This is a genomic window from Nocardia amikacinitolerans NBRC 108937 (assembly GCF_001612615.1).
GTDB lineage: Bacteria > Actinomycetota > Actinomycetes > Mycobacteriales > Mycobacteriaceae > Nocardia > Nocardia amikacinitolerans.
The window spans coordinates 87,127-100,727 of sequence record NZ_BDAU01000030.1 but is presented as its reverse complement, the minus strand read 5'-3'; the positions used below and the strand labels follow the sequence as shown (position 1 = coordinate 100,727).

Here is a 13,601-nt window from a genome sequence, read left to right as displayed (position 1 = left end):
GGTTAGGCTAACCTCAGGTTCACGAGAGGTGACCCGAGAGGATGATTCCCATTTCCGATACGCCTGCCGATACCTCGGACCCCGCCTTTGTGCTGTCCCGCCCCTACCGCACCGTGGTCGCGCACGGCCGCGGTCGCACCTTCCGATCCGCGCGAGACGCGGTGACTGCGCTGCGGCGCGGCGAGGTCGGCCATGTCGTCGGGGCGCTGCCGTTCCTGCCCGACGCACCCGCGGCACTGTGGGCCCCGGAATCGTTGTCCACCAGCGACACCGGATATCGGCAGACGACGACGCGCACACCGCGCTTCGATTTCGAGGCCGCTGTTCCCGACCCGGAAACCCACGTGCGACGCGTGGCCGAGGCGGTACGGATGCTCGCCGATCCCGAACATCCGATTCGAAAGGTGGTGCTGGCCAGGGCGATCCGGGCCCGAAGCGCTGAACCGGCGCGGCCGCACGACATTCTGGCTCGCCTGGTGTCCACCGATCCGATGGGCAATGGTTTCCTGGTCGATCTGTCCGCCGCGGGCGCGCCGTACACCGGTAGGCATCTGATCGGTTCCAGTCCCGAGGTACTCGTCCGGCGGGACGGCACCGAGGTGCTCAGCCATCCTCTCGCAGGGTCGGCGCGCCGCGTGCTCGACGACGAGGCGGCCGACCGCGATGTGGCGCGGACGCTGCTCGGATCCGCCAAGGATCAGCACGAGCACCGGTACGTGGTCGATCAGGTCAGCGGCGTGCTGCGCGATCGCTGCGCCGAAGTCCGCACGCCCGCACCGGAACTCACCAGCACACCGGAGATGTGGCACCTCGGCACGCCGATCACCGCCGCGGTGCGCGCGGACGGACCCTCGGCGCTGGAGTTGGCGGCGGCGCTACATCCGACGCCGGCGGTCTGCGGGACGCCGACCGCGGCGGCCGCGCGCCTGATCGCCGAACTCGAGGGTGATCGCGGTTTCTACGCGGGTGCGGTCGGCTGGTGCGATGCCGAGGGCAACGGTGAGTGGATGGTGAGCATCCGCTGTGCCGAGCTGGCCGCCGACGGCCGGAGCTTGCTCGCGCACGCGGGCGGCGGCATCGTGGCGGAATCCGATCCGGCGGCCGAATTGGCCGAGACCACCGGCAAATTCCAGCGCATCCTCGCCCCGCTCGGTATCGCGGAGCTGCCCGTCACGGTGGCCTGACCCAGCGCGCCGAGTCCGACCTGTCGGCCCTGGCTTCTGCGCAGCGCACCCGAAAACCGTTCGCGCCGACCGGCCTTACGTCCTGGGAACAGGATCCGGTCGACGGCCGTCGAGTGAACCCGCGAGCACGCGCGTGAGGAATTCGAGTTGGTCGGCCAACGTCGCCCGCTGCCACGGCCCCTCGTAGACGTCGAAGTGGTCGACGGGGTATTCGCGCAGCGTCGCCCACCGCCCGGCCTTCGCGGCGGTCCGGCGTGCCGCGGCGGGCGGTGCGACGCTGTCGTTCGTACCGACCTGCACCAGGATCGGGCAGGGCAGGTCGCCCGCGAAGGTGGTCGGCCGGTTCGCTCCGACCTCCAACGCGGCCCGCGCGCACACCTCGTTGCGCCAGGTCGGTCCGGCTATCGAGAGGCAGGCTTCCACAGCGCCGGGTGTGGTCATCATGGCCGCCGACCCGGGCGTCCCGGCGATCGGAACGTGATGCGGCGTGCGCTTGGTGAGGGCGCGGGCGAGATCGCGCAAACCGTGTCCGGTGAGGCGCGCCAGGCGACCGAGTCCGGCGTGGCGCGCGATATGGGCCAGGGTGGCGGGCCCGTCCGGCGCGGGCGTGAGCGAGATGATCGCCGCGATGCGTCGGTCCCGCGCCGCGACGGCGACGACGTGACCGGCGGAATACGACGTCCCCCACAGCACGATCCGGTCCGGGTCGACGCCGGGTAGGTGGCGGGCGGCCGCGATGGCCGCGTGGTAGTCCTGCCGCTGACGTCGAAACGAAACCGACTGGCGTGGCGTGCCTTCCGAGCCTCCGAAGCCGCGGTAGTCGAAGAGGAATACGTCGAGCCCGGCGGCGGCGAAAGCCTCGGCGTAGCCGAGCAGCCCGGTGTCGCGGGTACCGCCGAAACCATGCGCCATGACTACGCAGGGTCGACCAGCCGGTGCGTCGGCGGCCGCAGGCAGATGCCAGGCGGCGCAACGGTTTCCGTGGCTGGTGAAGGTGATCTCGTTCCTCATGCGCTCTCCGAGGCGGAGGCCAGCAGCGAAGGCTTGGTGGCGGTGAAGCGCAGTGCGCCGTCTTCGACCGGACCTTCGCGCAGCCGCTCGACGTCCTTCTCGTAGGCCATTTCGGCGGTCCATGGGCCGCTCGTCCCCGCCCTCGGAAACTTCCCGATGTCGCGCTGCACATAGCCCGAACTCAAGGTCATGAGCGGAAGCCGCTCCATCGACGGATCGTCCAGCACCGGCTCGACGGTGTCGTGGCCGTGCGCGTCCATGTAGTCGAGCAGGCGGCAGAAGTGTTCGCAGACCAGGTCGACCTTGAGCGTCCAGGAGAGGTTCGTGTAGCCGATGGCGTACACGAAGTTGGGCATGCCCGAAAGCATCATCGCCTTGTAGGTCGTTGTATCCGGCAGATTCACCCGTTGTCCGTCGACGTCGAACTGGATCTTGCCGAAGGGCGACAAGGTCAAACCCGTTGCGGTCACGACGATGTCGGCGGCCAGTTCCTGACCGGACTCCAGCAGGATGCCGCGCTTGGTGAATCGGGAGATCCGGTCGGTGACGACCGAGGCATGCCCGGCCGAGATCGTCTTGAACAGATCTCCGTTGGGCACCATGCACACTCGCTGTTCCCAGGGGTTGTAGCGCGGGGTGAAGTGCGTGTCGACGTCGAAGTGCGCGGGCAGCTGCCGTCGCACCGAGGCGATCAGCACCTTGCGCATCACCTTCGGTGCGCGCATGCACGCCTTGTAGATACCGCGGACGAGCATGATGTTCTTGCGCCGGATGATTCGGTAGGCGCGGTCGTGGCCGAGCGCCTTGTTGAGCACATTGGCGATCGCGTCCTCGGCCGGAAGCGAGAACACGTAGCTCGGCGAGCGCTGCAACATCGTGACGTGGCTCGCCCTGCCTGCCATCGCCGGGATCAGCGTGACAGCCGTTGCGCCACTGCCGATCACGACGACGCGCTTGCCGGTGTAGTCCAGATCCCGCGGCCAGTGCTGCGGGTGGACGACCCGGCCCTCGAAGTCCTCGACGCCGCTGAACTCGGGGGTGAAGCCCGCATCGTGGTCGTAGTACCCGGTGCCGAGAAACAGGAATCGCGCCGTGAATCGGACCCGCTCGTCACTGCCGGACCGCAAAGCGGTGACGGTCCACCGCCCTTCCGAGGAGGAGAACTCCGCGCCGACCACCCGGTAGCCGAACCGAATGTGTTCGCCCAGCCCGTTCTCGGCGACGGTCTCCCGGAGGTAGTCCAAGATGACGTGCCCGTCGGCGATCGACTTCCGGTGTGTCCACGGCTTGAAGCCGAAACCGTAGGTGGGCATGTCCGAGTCCGAGCGGATGCCGGGGTACTGGAACAGACTCCAGGTGCCGCCGATCGACTCGCGGCTCTCCAGGATCGCGAACGACGTGCCCGGTCGGCGGGTTTTGAGGTGATAGGCGGCGCCGATACCGGAAATTCCAGCGCCGATGATCAAGACATCGACATCGGTGCCCTGGGGTTTGCTGATGGTCGCGATCGTCACTGATCTCTCCTGGCGGCGGAAGCGGAGTTGCGGTGTGATGTGGTTCACGCTAGGGCCGTAGTTGCGGGCGGGGTATGTCCGTGTGCCCATGTTTTACGCGGAAATGTGGGCGGTGGCACACTGGGATCCATGACCGCTCCGACGCTGCCGCCGGAGATCGTCGAGCTGATGGGCGGCGTAGCCGAGTCGATGCTGGCCGATATCGACGAACTCGTCGCTGCCATGGACGCCGCGGCGATCGAACTGACGCCGACGGTGGGCGCCGACGCCGCGCTCGTCGCAGAGATGTCGGCGAGCAATCGCGCCAATGTCGTGCGGCTGATGACCGTGTTCGCCCGGCGCGACGCCAGACCGTCGCCGATCGACGTGCCGCCCGAGGCGCTCGACGTGGCGCGCACGGTCGCCCGGCGCGGTATCGACCTCGACGTGATCTTTCAGTCCTACCGCCGCGGACAGAACATCGCCTGGCAGAGCTATATGGCGCACGCGACCCGTGTCGTCCCGCCCGGCCCGCAGCTCGTGCGGTTGCTGGAGATCTCCTCGCAGCGCATGTTCGAGTACGTCGACCACGTCATCGGACGGGTCATCGCCGCGGCGCAGCGCGAGCGCGAGGAGGTGCTCGGCGGTGCGCTCGCGCGGCGCACCGAAACGGTCCGGCTGATCCTCGACGGCGCACCGATCGACAGCCGCAGGGCCGGTGAACGGCTGGGCTACGACCTCGCCCGCCGCCACACCGCCCTCATCCTGTGGGCGCCGCCGCCAGGGGAAATCCAGGGCGCCTTGGAAGCCGCAGCGAGCATGCTGGCCCGGGCCGCCGGTGCGCGGCTGCCGCTCACGCTTTCCGCCGGAAGTTCCACACTCTGGGCCTGGTTGGGTACCGACTCCGAGCCCGCCGTCGAGGCATTGCGCGGCGCGCTCGAGCGGGCGCAACCCAACATCCGCGTCGCCGTCGGTCCCACGATTCGCGGCATCGCGGGTTTCCGCCGCTCGCACGAGGCGGCGCAAGCGGTGCACAATCTGCTCGCCGGGCACCCGGGCGGCGAGCGGCTCGCGCTCTACCGAGACCTCGAGGTGACCGCGCTCGCGGCGCAAAGTCCCGTTCGCGCAGCGGAATTCGTCGCTTCGACGCTCGGCCCGCTCGCCGAGGACACACCCAGCGCGGCGCGGTTGCGCGAGACCCTGCGGGTCTATCTCGACGAGGCCGAGAACGGGCCGCGCACCGCCGCTCGGCTGCACACGCACCGAAACACGGTGCTGCAACGGGTCGCTCGCGCGACCGAGCTGCTCGGACACCCGCCCGGGGAGCGCAGGTTGGCAATCGAGCTCGCTCTGGAACTCGCCCATCAGATCGGTCCCCGGGTATTGGCTAGCGGCTGACGGCCACCGCGGGCTGTTACGATTTCGAATCGTGTTCGACAAGCAGGCGACGACTCGGACGTCGGCGCGTCCGGCCCCGGTGCAGCGCCGGGGAATCGAGCGCGTGCACGCGATCCTCGACGCGGCCGAGACACTGCTCGGCGAGCAGGGCTACGAGGCCGCCACGCTCAAGGCGATCGGCGAGCGGGCGGGCATTCCCATCGCGTCGGTCTACCACTACTTCGCCGACCGGCATCAAGTCGACGCCGAGCTCGTGCGGCGCCACGTGAGCGCGCTCGACGAACGTCTCACCGCGGCGCTAGACCACGCCGAGGCGCGCACCTTGCGCGAGGCCTGCGACTCGGTCGTCGACATGCTGCTCGCCTACTACCGCGAGCACCCGAGTTTCGTCGAGCTCTGGTACCGGGGTCGCAACTCGACGCTCAGCGTGATGGCGCGCGAATTCGATGTGTCGCAAGCGGAGCAGCTCTGGCGCTACCTGCTCGAGCGCGACCTGATCCGCGCCGACACCCCCCGATTCGTTCTGGAGCTGGCCTACGAAGCCGGTGACCGGCTCTTCGACGTGGCGTTCCGCCGCTCCCCGTCCGGTGATGCCGCCACGATCGACGAAGCGCGTCGGCTCGTCACCGCGTACCTGGAGACCTACGCGTCGAAAGGCTGACGCCGCCCCACGTCGGTTCCGCCATCGCCTTCCTCGTCTCCGATGCCGCGAGCTGGGTGACGGGAGAGACCTTCGTGATCGACGGCGGGCAGCGCCTCGGCGACGCCGAGCTCTTCCGGCGAGGTACGACCGCTCATTGAGTCGTCGCCGCGCGATGGACGAGCCGCTTCGCTGACTTCGTGCGAGCCGCGGCACGGTGATCGGGGCGGCGGTATTTCCGTTGTTCGGTGGGGGCATCGGGTGTAGCGTCCGGGGCATGCAGCGCGCTCAGTCCACGACGACGCCGGACGACGTCCCGGCGCGCTGAACCCTGTTCTGATCGAAGCCCCGGGCGGATGCCCGGGGCTTTCGCACGTGGTCATTCGCCCTCGACCGGGAGGAGACCCCCGTGCACGATCATCGAAAACTCGGCCGCGAACTCGACGTGTTCGACACCGATCCGCTGATCGGAGCGGGCTTGCCGTACTGGCTGCCCGACGGCGCGATCGTGCGCCACACCCTCGAGGAGTACATCCGCGCCGCGGAACGACGGGCGGGCTACCAGCACGTGTATTCGCCGGTGCTCGGGAAGCGCGAGCTGTACGAGATCTCCGGACACTGGGCGCATTACAGCGACGGCATGTACCCGCCGATGGACGTCGGCGGCGAGCAGGTGGTGTTGCGACCCAGCCTGTGTCCCGGTCACGCGGTGATCTACCGATCACGTTCGCACAGCTACCGCGAGCTGCCGCTACGGATCGCCGAACTCGGCGCGATGTATCGCTCCGAATTGTCCGGGGTGCTGGGCGGTTTGACCCGTGTGCGCGCCATTCAGCTCAACGACGCGCACATCTTCTGCACACTGGACCAGGTTGCCGACGAGGTCGCCGACGCCTTGGCGCTGATCGGGTCCGCGTATCGCGCCATGGGGATCACCGCCGCACGCTACCGGTTGTCGCTGCCCGGTGCGACCGGGAAATACGTTGCGGCACCGGATATGTGGTCGCGGGCGAGCAAGTTGTTGCGCGAGGTGCTGGACGGGGCCGGATTGTCCTATCAGGCGGTCGAGGGTGAGGCGGCGTTCTACGGCCCGAAGATCGACGTCCAGGTCGCCGATCACGCCGGACGGGAATCCACCCTGTCCACCGTGCAGGTCGACTTCTACCAGCCCGAGCGATTCGACCTGCACTACATTGGCCCCGACGGCGGCAAACACCGACCGGTCATGGTGCACCGCAGCATCATCGGCAGCGTCGAACGCGCCGTCGCCCACTTGATCGAACACCACGGCGGCGCCCTCCCCGCCTGGCTGGCCCCCTCGCAGATCGCGGTGCTGCCGATCTCCGCCGCCGAACAAGCCGCCGCCGACGACCTCCGCGACCGGTGTATCGACGCAGGCTTGCGCGCCCGCGTGATCGGCCCCGAATCCGGCAGCCTGTCCGCACGGGTGCGCGAAACCCGCCTGACCCCATACCAATTCATCCTCGGCCCCGCCGAGACCGCGAACGACGAAGTGTCCATCCGATTGCGAGACGGCCGCCGTCTACCCACCCAACCCACCACCACCGCCATCGCACATATCCGCACCCTGACCGCCCACCACAACACCCACTTGTGGACCGACTGACACCGAACCGCTCACTCGACCCGGACAGCGGTCGATCCGCCGACACCGGCCCAGTCGGGCTTTGCGCAGTGTCGACCGCTGCGACGGCGCACGTGCGGCGAGCAACGCGGTGGTCTCCTGGACATAACGCCACGCGGTGTCCGCTACCCGGGAGTGAACCTCAGGCCACCGAACCGTGCGCGCTACCTCGCAAGCTGGACCTATCGAATGCGCCGGACATGTGGGAGGATGGTCACGTTTTGCCCGGTTTGTCAGTCGTCACGACGTGCTGACCGGCTGTGGTCAGCGCGACTCCCATGAAACTTGCTCCGGAAAGGACAGGCTCATGACAGCGATGGCAACAGATCTCGTCCAGCGCAAGCTGGAACGGGAGTTCGACACCATGGACGCCAACAATGACGGCTACCTGGAGTGGTCCGACTTCCAGCAGCTCATCGACCGCTACACCAGCGTCTTCCGGGCCGGCAAGGACGACCCGCGCTCCGGCTACGTCCAGGCCTACTTCCAGATGTACTGGATGGAGCTGATCCGTCACGCGCAGCCGAGTGCCGAGAGGTTGACGAAGGAGCAGTTCGTCCAGGCCAACCGTCTTGCCAGCATCGACACCAGCCGGCTCAACATTGTCGAGGCCGGTGCCCACGTGGTATTCGACTGCATTGATGCCAACGGCGACAACGAGATCAGCAAGGATGAGTACGAGACCTGGCTGCGGAAGGTCATGAAGGTTTCCCAGCCCGACGCGATCGAGGGTTTCCACAAGCTGGACCTCGACGGGGATGGCGTTATCTCGCGGCAGGAGTTCATCCGGGCGGCACACGAGTACTACTTCTCGAACGACCCGGACGCCGCGGGCAGCCTCTTCTTCGGACACGTCTGATCCGAGCTCGCCAGGTGGGTACTCGAGAACACCTGAACGGCATGTGAACCCCTGAATGGATGTCACACCGTGCGGCCCCGTGGTGCGGTGGTGTGACATTCATTCGGGCTAGTACTCCAGCCCGACTTCGTGTGACTGGGCCCGACTGCAGGTCCACCGGTCATCCGAGCTGTAACTCGTGCTCGGACTCGGTGTGGGTGGTGTACCACTGAGCCTTTCATCCTGAATGGCTCGCGCGAGTCGTCCGGCCTCGAACGGGCAGCAGCGTCGTTTCGCGAGGATCTTCCAAGTCTCGAGCTGCGCGAACGCTCGCTCGTCCAGGCCGCGCAAGGCGCGTGGGCCCGGTTGGCGTTCTTCTGCGACCCTGATTTGCGTCGTCCTTTGTATGGCGTCAGAACCCCTTCGCCACCCTGGTAACCCTTGTCGCCCAGCACAATCCAGCCCTGCGCCTGCAGCTCGTGCACCGAGCCAATCACGCAGCGCCCCAACACCTCTCATCCGCAGAATGAGATAGGATCACGGGATCTTCGTACCTCGGTTGTGTGGACCCTACGAGCAGGGGGCGCGGTATGGTCATCGGTAGGTCTCCGGCGATAGTGGACGTAGTGCGTACAGTTCGATTCCTCGAATAGTCATCGCTGTATTGGCAGTTCATCGCCATTTCTAAGCCCCGGCTTCCCTTGGGGGTAGCGCTGGGTGATTTCGGCTGTCTGCGAATCGGACTCTCCGACCGCGGAATTCGCATTGTTCGTGATTCCGATATCCGCGCGCCCTCGTGAAACCGGCGGCGCGACATCAGGAAAACCCTTCGCACGGAAACGGAAAGGAACGACATGACACAGCCTCGCCAGGACCGACTGCGACTGCTTTCCCCCGATCAGGAGCACGACGTCGACGCGGTCGTGCACGATCTGCTCACCGGAGACGCGAGCCGGGTCCCCGCCGACCTCGTCGACGACATCGCCGCGGTCCGCACCCAGTGCCGCCTCGGCGCCGAGCAGATCCCCGGCGCGGACGGCGTGCCGCTCGACGCCTTCGCCGCATGGCCGCTCACCGGCGGCCCCCACCCGCTCATCATCCTGCCCGCCGGACTGGACCCCGCCGGCTGGAAGATGTACGGCGGCGCCATCATCAGGTTGTTGATGCGCCGCTACGCCGTCGTCGCGTACACCGAACGCGGACTACCGGGTTCCGGAGGGGAACTGACGGTGGCCGGTCCCGAGGACGTCGCGGACGGACGCAAGGTCATCGACTGGGCGCTCGCCAAGACCGAACTCCGCGCGGACCCGGACCGCATCGGCATGCTCGGCATCTCCTACGGTTCCGGCATCAGCCAGCTGGTCGCCAACGCGGACGAACGGGTCGGGGCGGTGGTCGCGCTGAGCACGTGGGCGGACCTCGGCCAGGCGCTCTACGACAACCGGACCCGGCACATCGCGGCCGCGGAAGCCCTCGCCGCGATCAGCGACCGGCCAAGCCCCGGACTGGTGAAGGTCCTCGAAGACTTCCGGAACAACACCAACATCGAGGAGGTGCTCGAGTGGGCGGAACCTCGCTCGCCCGCGCGTCTGGCCGAAATACGTCCCGTGCCAACCTTTTTCACCAGCTACTGGCACGAGACCATCTTTCCGCAGAACCAGTTGCTCGATTGGTTCGATCGTTACCCCGGCCCCAAGCGCCTCGACCTCGCCATCGGCGACCACGGCGCGGTGGAGATTCCCGGGCTCACCCTGGGCGTGTACACCCGGACCACGGAAGCCGCCTACGACTGGCTGGACCACCACCTGCGCGATGTGGACAACGGCATCGATCGCGACGGCATCGTGCACACCGAGACCATGTACAACTTCGCCATGGAAGCAGGCGCGGACCTGAAATCCTGGTCGAACTCGATGCTGCGCTACTACCTGAACTCGCCGAGCGGCGCATCCACCGACGGTGCGTTGACGACGGTTCCCGCGCGGACCTGTGACCAGAGCATTCAGGCGGGCACCGAAGAGGTCAGGGCGGCCAGTGCACTGGTGTTCGATGGATTCCTGGAACGACTGCTCATGCCCAAGCGCCAACTGCTCGACGACGTCGACCGCGGCGCCGCGGCGGTCTGGACCACCGAACCGTTCCCCGAGCCTCAGCGCATCGCCGGTGTCCCCGAGGTGCAGCTCACCGTCACCCCGTCCGACAAGACGGTGACCGTCATTGCCTACTTGTTCGATCACAACCCGTTCACCGGTCACCTGCGGATCATCACCCATGCCCCCGTCACCGTTCGGAATGCCGAGCCGGGCCGGCCGACCGCGGTGCACGTCCGAATGCAGGCCGCCGACTACCGCATCCCGGCGGGGCACAAGCTGACGATGATCATCGACACCAAGGACCACCTGTACGGGGACGAAACCGTCGCAGGTACCACGGTCGCGCTGTCCAACCAGCACGGTCCGGCCTATGTCGATGTACCCATGTCGGCCTGACCTACATTCCGCGCGATCGCACCCTCGACAGCTCGCCGCGGAGTAATTTGTGGTACGCCCTCATGACCGAGGGAAAACGGTTGCCCGCACGACGGTCGGCCCCGGGCCTTTCCAACGGAACACGGGGCCGACCTCCGGGGGAACCCACATATCCGATATTGCCCAAGTTTCCCGCGGGCATCGCTCTGGCGTTTCTGTGAAACGCACCTTTCACCCAGCGAGGACGACCATGGTGCCGGAGAAAGGAACAGGCGCGGAGGGGCTGGCTCCGTTCTACGCGGACGTCCAGTCCCACTACGACGTGTCCGACGAATTCTTCGCACTGTTCCTGGATCCGTCTCGCACCTACAGTTGCGCGTACTTCGAACGCGACGGGATGAGCCTCGAGGAAGCGCAGCTGGCCAAAATCGATCTGGCCCTTGGCAAATGTGATCTGCGCCCCGGCATGACATTGCTCGACGTCGGGTGCGGTTGGGGTTCGACGATGCTGCGCGCCATGCAGCACTACGACGTCGACGTGGTCGGTCTGACCCTCAGCCGCAACCAGTACGAGCACGTCGAAGGCCTGCTTGCGGCGCATCGCGGGCCGCGGCGCGGACGGGTGCTGTTGCGGGGGTGGGAAGAGTTCGACGAGCCGGTGGATCGCATCGTCAGCATCGGCGCGTTCGAGCATTTCCGGCGCGAGCGCTACGAATGGTTTTTCGACAAGTGTCACCGCATTCTGCCCGCCGACGGACGGATGCTGCTGCACACGATCGTGCAGTACAACCGGCAGGAGCTTCGCGCGAAAGGGCTGCCGCTCGACCGCGAGGTACTCGCGTTCGCCAGATTCATCGCCCGCGAGATCTTCCCGGGCGGCCAGTTGCCGATGCCGGAATGGGTTCTCGACTATGCGCGCGCGGCGGGTTTCGATGTCGAGCGGGTACATCCGCTCGGCCCGAATTACGTGACCACACTGGAACATTGGGCGCACGCGCTGGAAGAGCATCGCGACGAAGCGATAGCGGTGACTTCGGCGGAAACCTACGACACCTATTCGAAGTACCTGAGCGGCTGCGGTCGTTTCTTCCGCGATGGTTATATCGACGTCATGCAATTCAGCCTCGCCAAGAAGTAGCGGATTCGCCACATCCGGAGGCTGATCGTCGAGATAGCACAGAGGGCGCAGTTCCTGGTCCAACCGTCCGGTTCGGTCGGGCCAGGTCACCTTCCACGGCCCACCGAGGCAGTCGCGGCCGGACGGGGAGAGGTCGATTTCCGTAGCCGGGGTTTAGCCGGTCCCAAAATGTGCATTCGCGTTGTAGCTGTTTCCTCCCGCCCTCGACGGAACTGGAGACCACGATGCCGAATCGCGCTACGTCGACCAGGATCATCACCGCGGCAGTGGCAGGCGGCGCCTTGGCCGCCGCGCTGGGGCTCGGCCCGGACTGGTCCGCAGGCGCGACCCCGCCCGAGAACCACCCGGTGCCCGTGCACACGGGACCGGCAGACCCGGGCGGCGAATAGCCACGGCTGCCGGTCTCGAGGCCGGGCCACACCACGACTTACTCTCGGTATCGGTACCACACGGTGATCGCGAGAGACGGAGCTCGTCCGCGTGGCCTGGCCCGGTCTTCGAGGAAAGGAAATAGCACGATGTGCCAACGAATCACTTGCCGACAGTGCGGCAAGCCCGGCTACAGCGGGTGCGGTGAGCATGTCGAGCAAGTGCTCGGCGATGTGCCGAAGACGCAGCGGTGTTCGTGCACCGAGCAGGCGGGACCGCGCAAGCGGTGGTTCTTCGGCGGTTGATGCCGCAGCGAGCCGCCCCTACATCGGCTGGCTCTCAGCTGTTCGTTCACACTCGACTCGGCGGTGCCTGACCGATCGATGCTGCGTCCGAACGGTTTTCGGCGTGCTCGACCGAGGTCGTGGTGCAGACGCCGTGGCGGGTGAAGGGCTCGGCGAGTTGCGCCAGGTAACCCACCGGGTAGTCGGGTTTGGCCGCCATGCCGAGGTCGTCGGAGGTGAAGCGGCGGGCGGGGTCGTAGCTGTAGTGGTGCAGCAGGTGATCCCATACGAGGGTGAACAAACCGAAGTTGACATCGCCGATGCCCGCCCACTTCAGGTGGTGGAAGCGGACGTGCGGGATTCCGGGCTGTTCTGCTCGATCAGCTCGCGACAACGCTGGGAGTAGAGACATGACAGTTCTGGTGACCGGTGCGACCGGCGAGATCGGTTCGCAGGTCCGCACCGAACAGTCGCGCCCGTGATTCTCACCGACCGGGTCGCGCGTGGCATTGCCTCCGGTGAGGTCGTGCAGGTCTTCCGCCGCTGGGCGACACCGCGGGTGCGACCCGGCACCACCATGTACACCAGTGCCGGGATCGTCGCGATCGTGAGTGTGGAACCCATCGCGCCGCAAGACATTTCGGATGAGGACGCGCGATCGGCGGGTGAGCGCGACGCCGCGGCCGTGCGCGCGGCGTTTCGAGGTTCGGCGCACGACCCGGTGTTCAGAATCGCGGTCCGCTATGTGGGACCCGATGATCGCGTCGAGCTGAGCGGTCGTGCCGAGCTGTCTCGGCACGACATCGAGGAGATCGGTGCGGCGCTGGCCCGGTTGGATCGGGCCAGTCGCCGCGGACCGTGGACGGGCGAGGTTCTGCGAGCCGTGGCGGCCCATCGGGGTCGTCGCGCGGCCGATCTGGCCGCTTCGCTGGGCCGGGACAAGGACTCCCTGAAACTCGATATCCGCAAGCTGAAGAACCTCGGTCTTACCCGCAGCCTGGAGACCGGGTACGAGATCGCACCGCGGGGCGCGGCCTACCTGCGTGCCACCGAGGCCGAGTAGCCGCGCCGGATCCAGCGAAATCCACACCCTCCGCGACGCCGCGCAGGCAGGATCGGCCCAACTCGCCGAC

At 67.0% G+C, this 13,601-nt stretch carries 11 protein-coding genes and 4 pseudogenes; 11 read left to right on the top strand and 4 right to left on the bottom strand.

Translation table 11 applies throughout. The features are described from left to right. Nucleotides 1-41 precede the first annotated feature (41 nt). On the top strand, nt 42-1,184 hold the full coding sequence (locus NAM01S_RS21920; protein ID WP_067788092.1) for an isochorismate synthase: 1,143 nt from the start codon (nt 42-44) through the stop codon (nt 1,182-1,184). 75 nt (nt 1,185-1,259) lie between these two features. Here the strand turns inward: NAM01S_RS21920 and NAM01S_RS21915 are convergent, their stop codons facing one another. Further along, on the bottom strand, nt 1,260-2,195 hold the full coding sequence (locus tag NAM01S_RS21915) for an alpha/beta hydrolase (RefSeq protein ID WP_067788090.1): 936 nt from the start codon (nt 2,193-2,195) through the stop codon (nt 1,260-1,262). Then, the gene (locus NAM01S_RS21910; RefSeq protein ID WP_067788088.1) at nt 2,192-3,709 is read right to left on the bottom strand and encodes a flavin-containing monooxygenase; all 1,518 of its coding nucleotides are present in this window, start codon (nt 3,707-3,709) and stop codon (nt 2,192-2,194) included. Before NAM01S_RS21910 ends, NAM01S_RS21915 begins: the two co-directional genes overlap by 4 nt. Nucleotides 3,710-3,838: 129 nt before the next feature. Here NAM01S_RS21910 and NAM01S_RS21905 point away from each other — a divergent pair, with 129 nt between their 5' ends. From NAM01S_RS21905 to NAM01S_RS21890, 5 genes and pseudogenes are all read left to right on the top strand, one after another. Continuing rightward, on the top strand, nt 3,839-5,086 hold the full coding sequence (locus NAM01S_RS21905; RefSeq protein WP_067788087.1) for a PucR family transcriptional regulator: 1,248 nt from the start codon (nt 3,839-3,841) through the stop codon (nt 5,084-5,086). A gap of 31 nt (nt 5,087-5,117) precedes the next feature. Continuing rightward, nucleotides 5,118-5,747 (top strand): TetR/AcrR family transcriptional regulator, encoded by a 630-nt coding sequence (locus tag NAM01S_RS21900; RefSeq protein ID WP_067788085.1) that lies wholly within the window; start codon nt 5,118-5,120, stop codon nt 5,745-5,747. Nucleotides 5,748-5,764: 17 nt separating this feature from the next. Continuing rightward, nucleotides 5,765-5,887 (top strand): annotated as a pseudogene (locus NAM01S_RS34225) (3-oxoacyl-ACP reductase); the annotation flags it as partial. A gap of 239 nt (nt 5,888-6,126) precedes the next feature. Continuing rightward, nucleotides 6,127-7,353, top strand: a pseudogene (gene thrS / locus NAM01S_RS21895) (threonine--tRNA ligase); the annotation flags it as partial. Between the two features lie 325 nt (nt 7,354-7,678). Further along, nucleotides 7,679-8,230 carry an EF-hand domain-containing protein gene (locus NAM01S_RS21890; RefSeq protein ID WP_084483163.1) on the top strand — a complete coding sequence of 184 codons (552 nt, stop codon included), beginning with the start codon at nt 7,679-7,681 and terminating at the stop codon, nt 8,228-8,230. Between the two features lie 225 nt (nt 8,231-8,455). On the opposite strand, the pseudogene NAM01S_RS36715 reads toward NAM01S_RS21890, so the two are convergent. Next, a pseudogene (locus NAM01S_RS36715) lies at nt 8,456-8,685 on the bottom strand (transposase family protein); the annotation flags it as partial. A 378-nt stretch (nt 8,686-9,063) separates the two neighbouring features. Between NAM01S_RS36715 and NAM01S_RS21885 the strand changes: the two are divergent. From NAM01S_RS21885 to NAM01S_RS37565, 4 genes are all read left to right on the top strand, one after another. Then, nucleotides 9,064-10,698 (top strand): CocE/NonD family hydrolase, encoded by a 1,635-nt coding sequence (locus tag NAM01S_RS21885; RefSeq protein ID WP_067788082.1) that lies wholly within the window; start codon nt 9,064-9,066, stop codon nt 10,696-10,698. 229 nt (nt 10,699-10,927) lie between these two features. Further along, the gene (locus NAM01S_RS21880; protein WP_067788081.1) at nt 10,928-11,815 is read left to right on the top strand and encodes a cyclopropane mycolic acid synthase family methyltransferase; all 888 of its coding nucleotides are present in this window, start codon (nt 10,928-10,930) and stop codon (nt 11,813-11,815) included. Nucleotides 11,816-12,039: 224 nt separating this feature from the next. Further along, nucleotides 12,040-12,204: a hypothetical protein gene (locus NAM01S_RS35205; protein ID WP_157107844.1), complete on the top strand. Its 165-nt coding sequence runs from the start codon at nt 12,040-12,042 to the stop codon at nt 12,202-12,204. 129 nt (nt 12,205-12,333) lie between these two features. Then, nucleotides 12,334-12,489 carry a DUF8730 family Cys-rich protein gene (locus NAM01S_RS37565; RefSeq protein WP_504928463.1) on the top strand — a complete coding sequence of 52 codons (156 nt, stop codon included), beginning with the start codon at nt 12,334-12,336 and terminating at the stop codon, nt 12,487-12,489. Nucleotides 12,490-12,535: 46 nt separating this feature from the next. Here NAM01S_RS37565 and NAM01S_RS36175 read toward each other — a convergent pair. Beyond that, nucleotides 12,536-12,817, bottom strand: a pseudogene (locus NAM01S_RS36175) (sterol desaturase family protein); the annotation flags it as partial. 129 nt (nt 12,818-12,946) lie between these two features. Between NAM01S_RS36175 and NAM01S_RS21870 the strand changes: the two are divergent. Further along, nucleotides 12,947-13,531 carry an ASCH domain-containing protein gene (locus NAM01S_RS21870; protein WP_067788077.1) on the top strand — a complete coding sequence of 195 codons (585 nt, stop codon included), beginning with the start codon at nt 12,947-12,949 and terminating at the stop codon, nt 13,529-13,531. The last annotated feature ends 70 nt before the right edge of the window (nt 13,532-13,601 follow it).

What these genes read in the sequence shown, in the direction of transcription:
- NAM01S_RS21920 (WP_067788092.1), top strand. Translation starts at nt 42, where the DNA reads ATGATTCCCATTTCCGATACGCCTGCCGATACCTCGGACCCCGCCTTT.
- NAM01S_RS21915 (WP_067788090.1), bottom strand. Translation starts at nt 2,195, where the DNA reads ATGAGGAACGAGATCACCTTCACCAGCCACGGAAACCGTTGCGCCGCC.
- NAM01S_RS21905 (WP_067788087.1), top strand. Translation starts at nt 3,839, where the DNA reads ATGACCGCTCCGACGCTGCCGCCGGAGATCGTCGAGCTGATGGGCGGC.
- NAM01S_RS21890 (WP_084483163.1), top strand. Translation starts at nt 7,679, where the DNA reads ATGACAGCGATGGCAACAGATCTCGTCCAGCGCAAGCTGGAACGGGAG.
- NAM01S_RS21885 (WP_067788082.1), top strand. Translation starts at nt 9,064, where the DNA reads ATGACACAGCCTCGCCAGGACCGACTGCGACTGCTTTCCCCCGATCAG.
- NAM01S_RS21880 (WP_067788081.1), top strand. Translation starts at nt 10,928, where the DNA reads ATGGTGCCGGAGAAAGGAACAGGCGCGGAGGGGCTGGCTCCGTTCTAC.
- NAM01S_RS35205 (WP_157107844.1), top strand. Translation starts at nt 12,040, where the DNA reads ATGCCGAATCGCGCTACGTCGACCAGGATCATCACCGCGGCAGTGGCA.
- NAM01S_RS37565 (WP_504928463.1), top strand. Translation starts at nt 12,334, where the DNA reads ATGTGCCAACGAATCACTTGCCGACAGTGCGGCAAGCCCGGCTACAGC.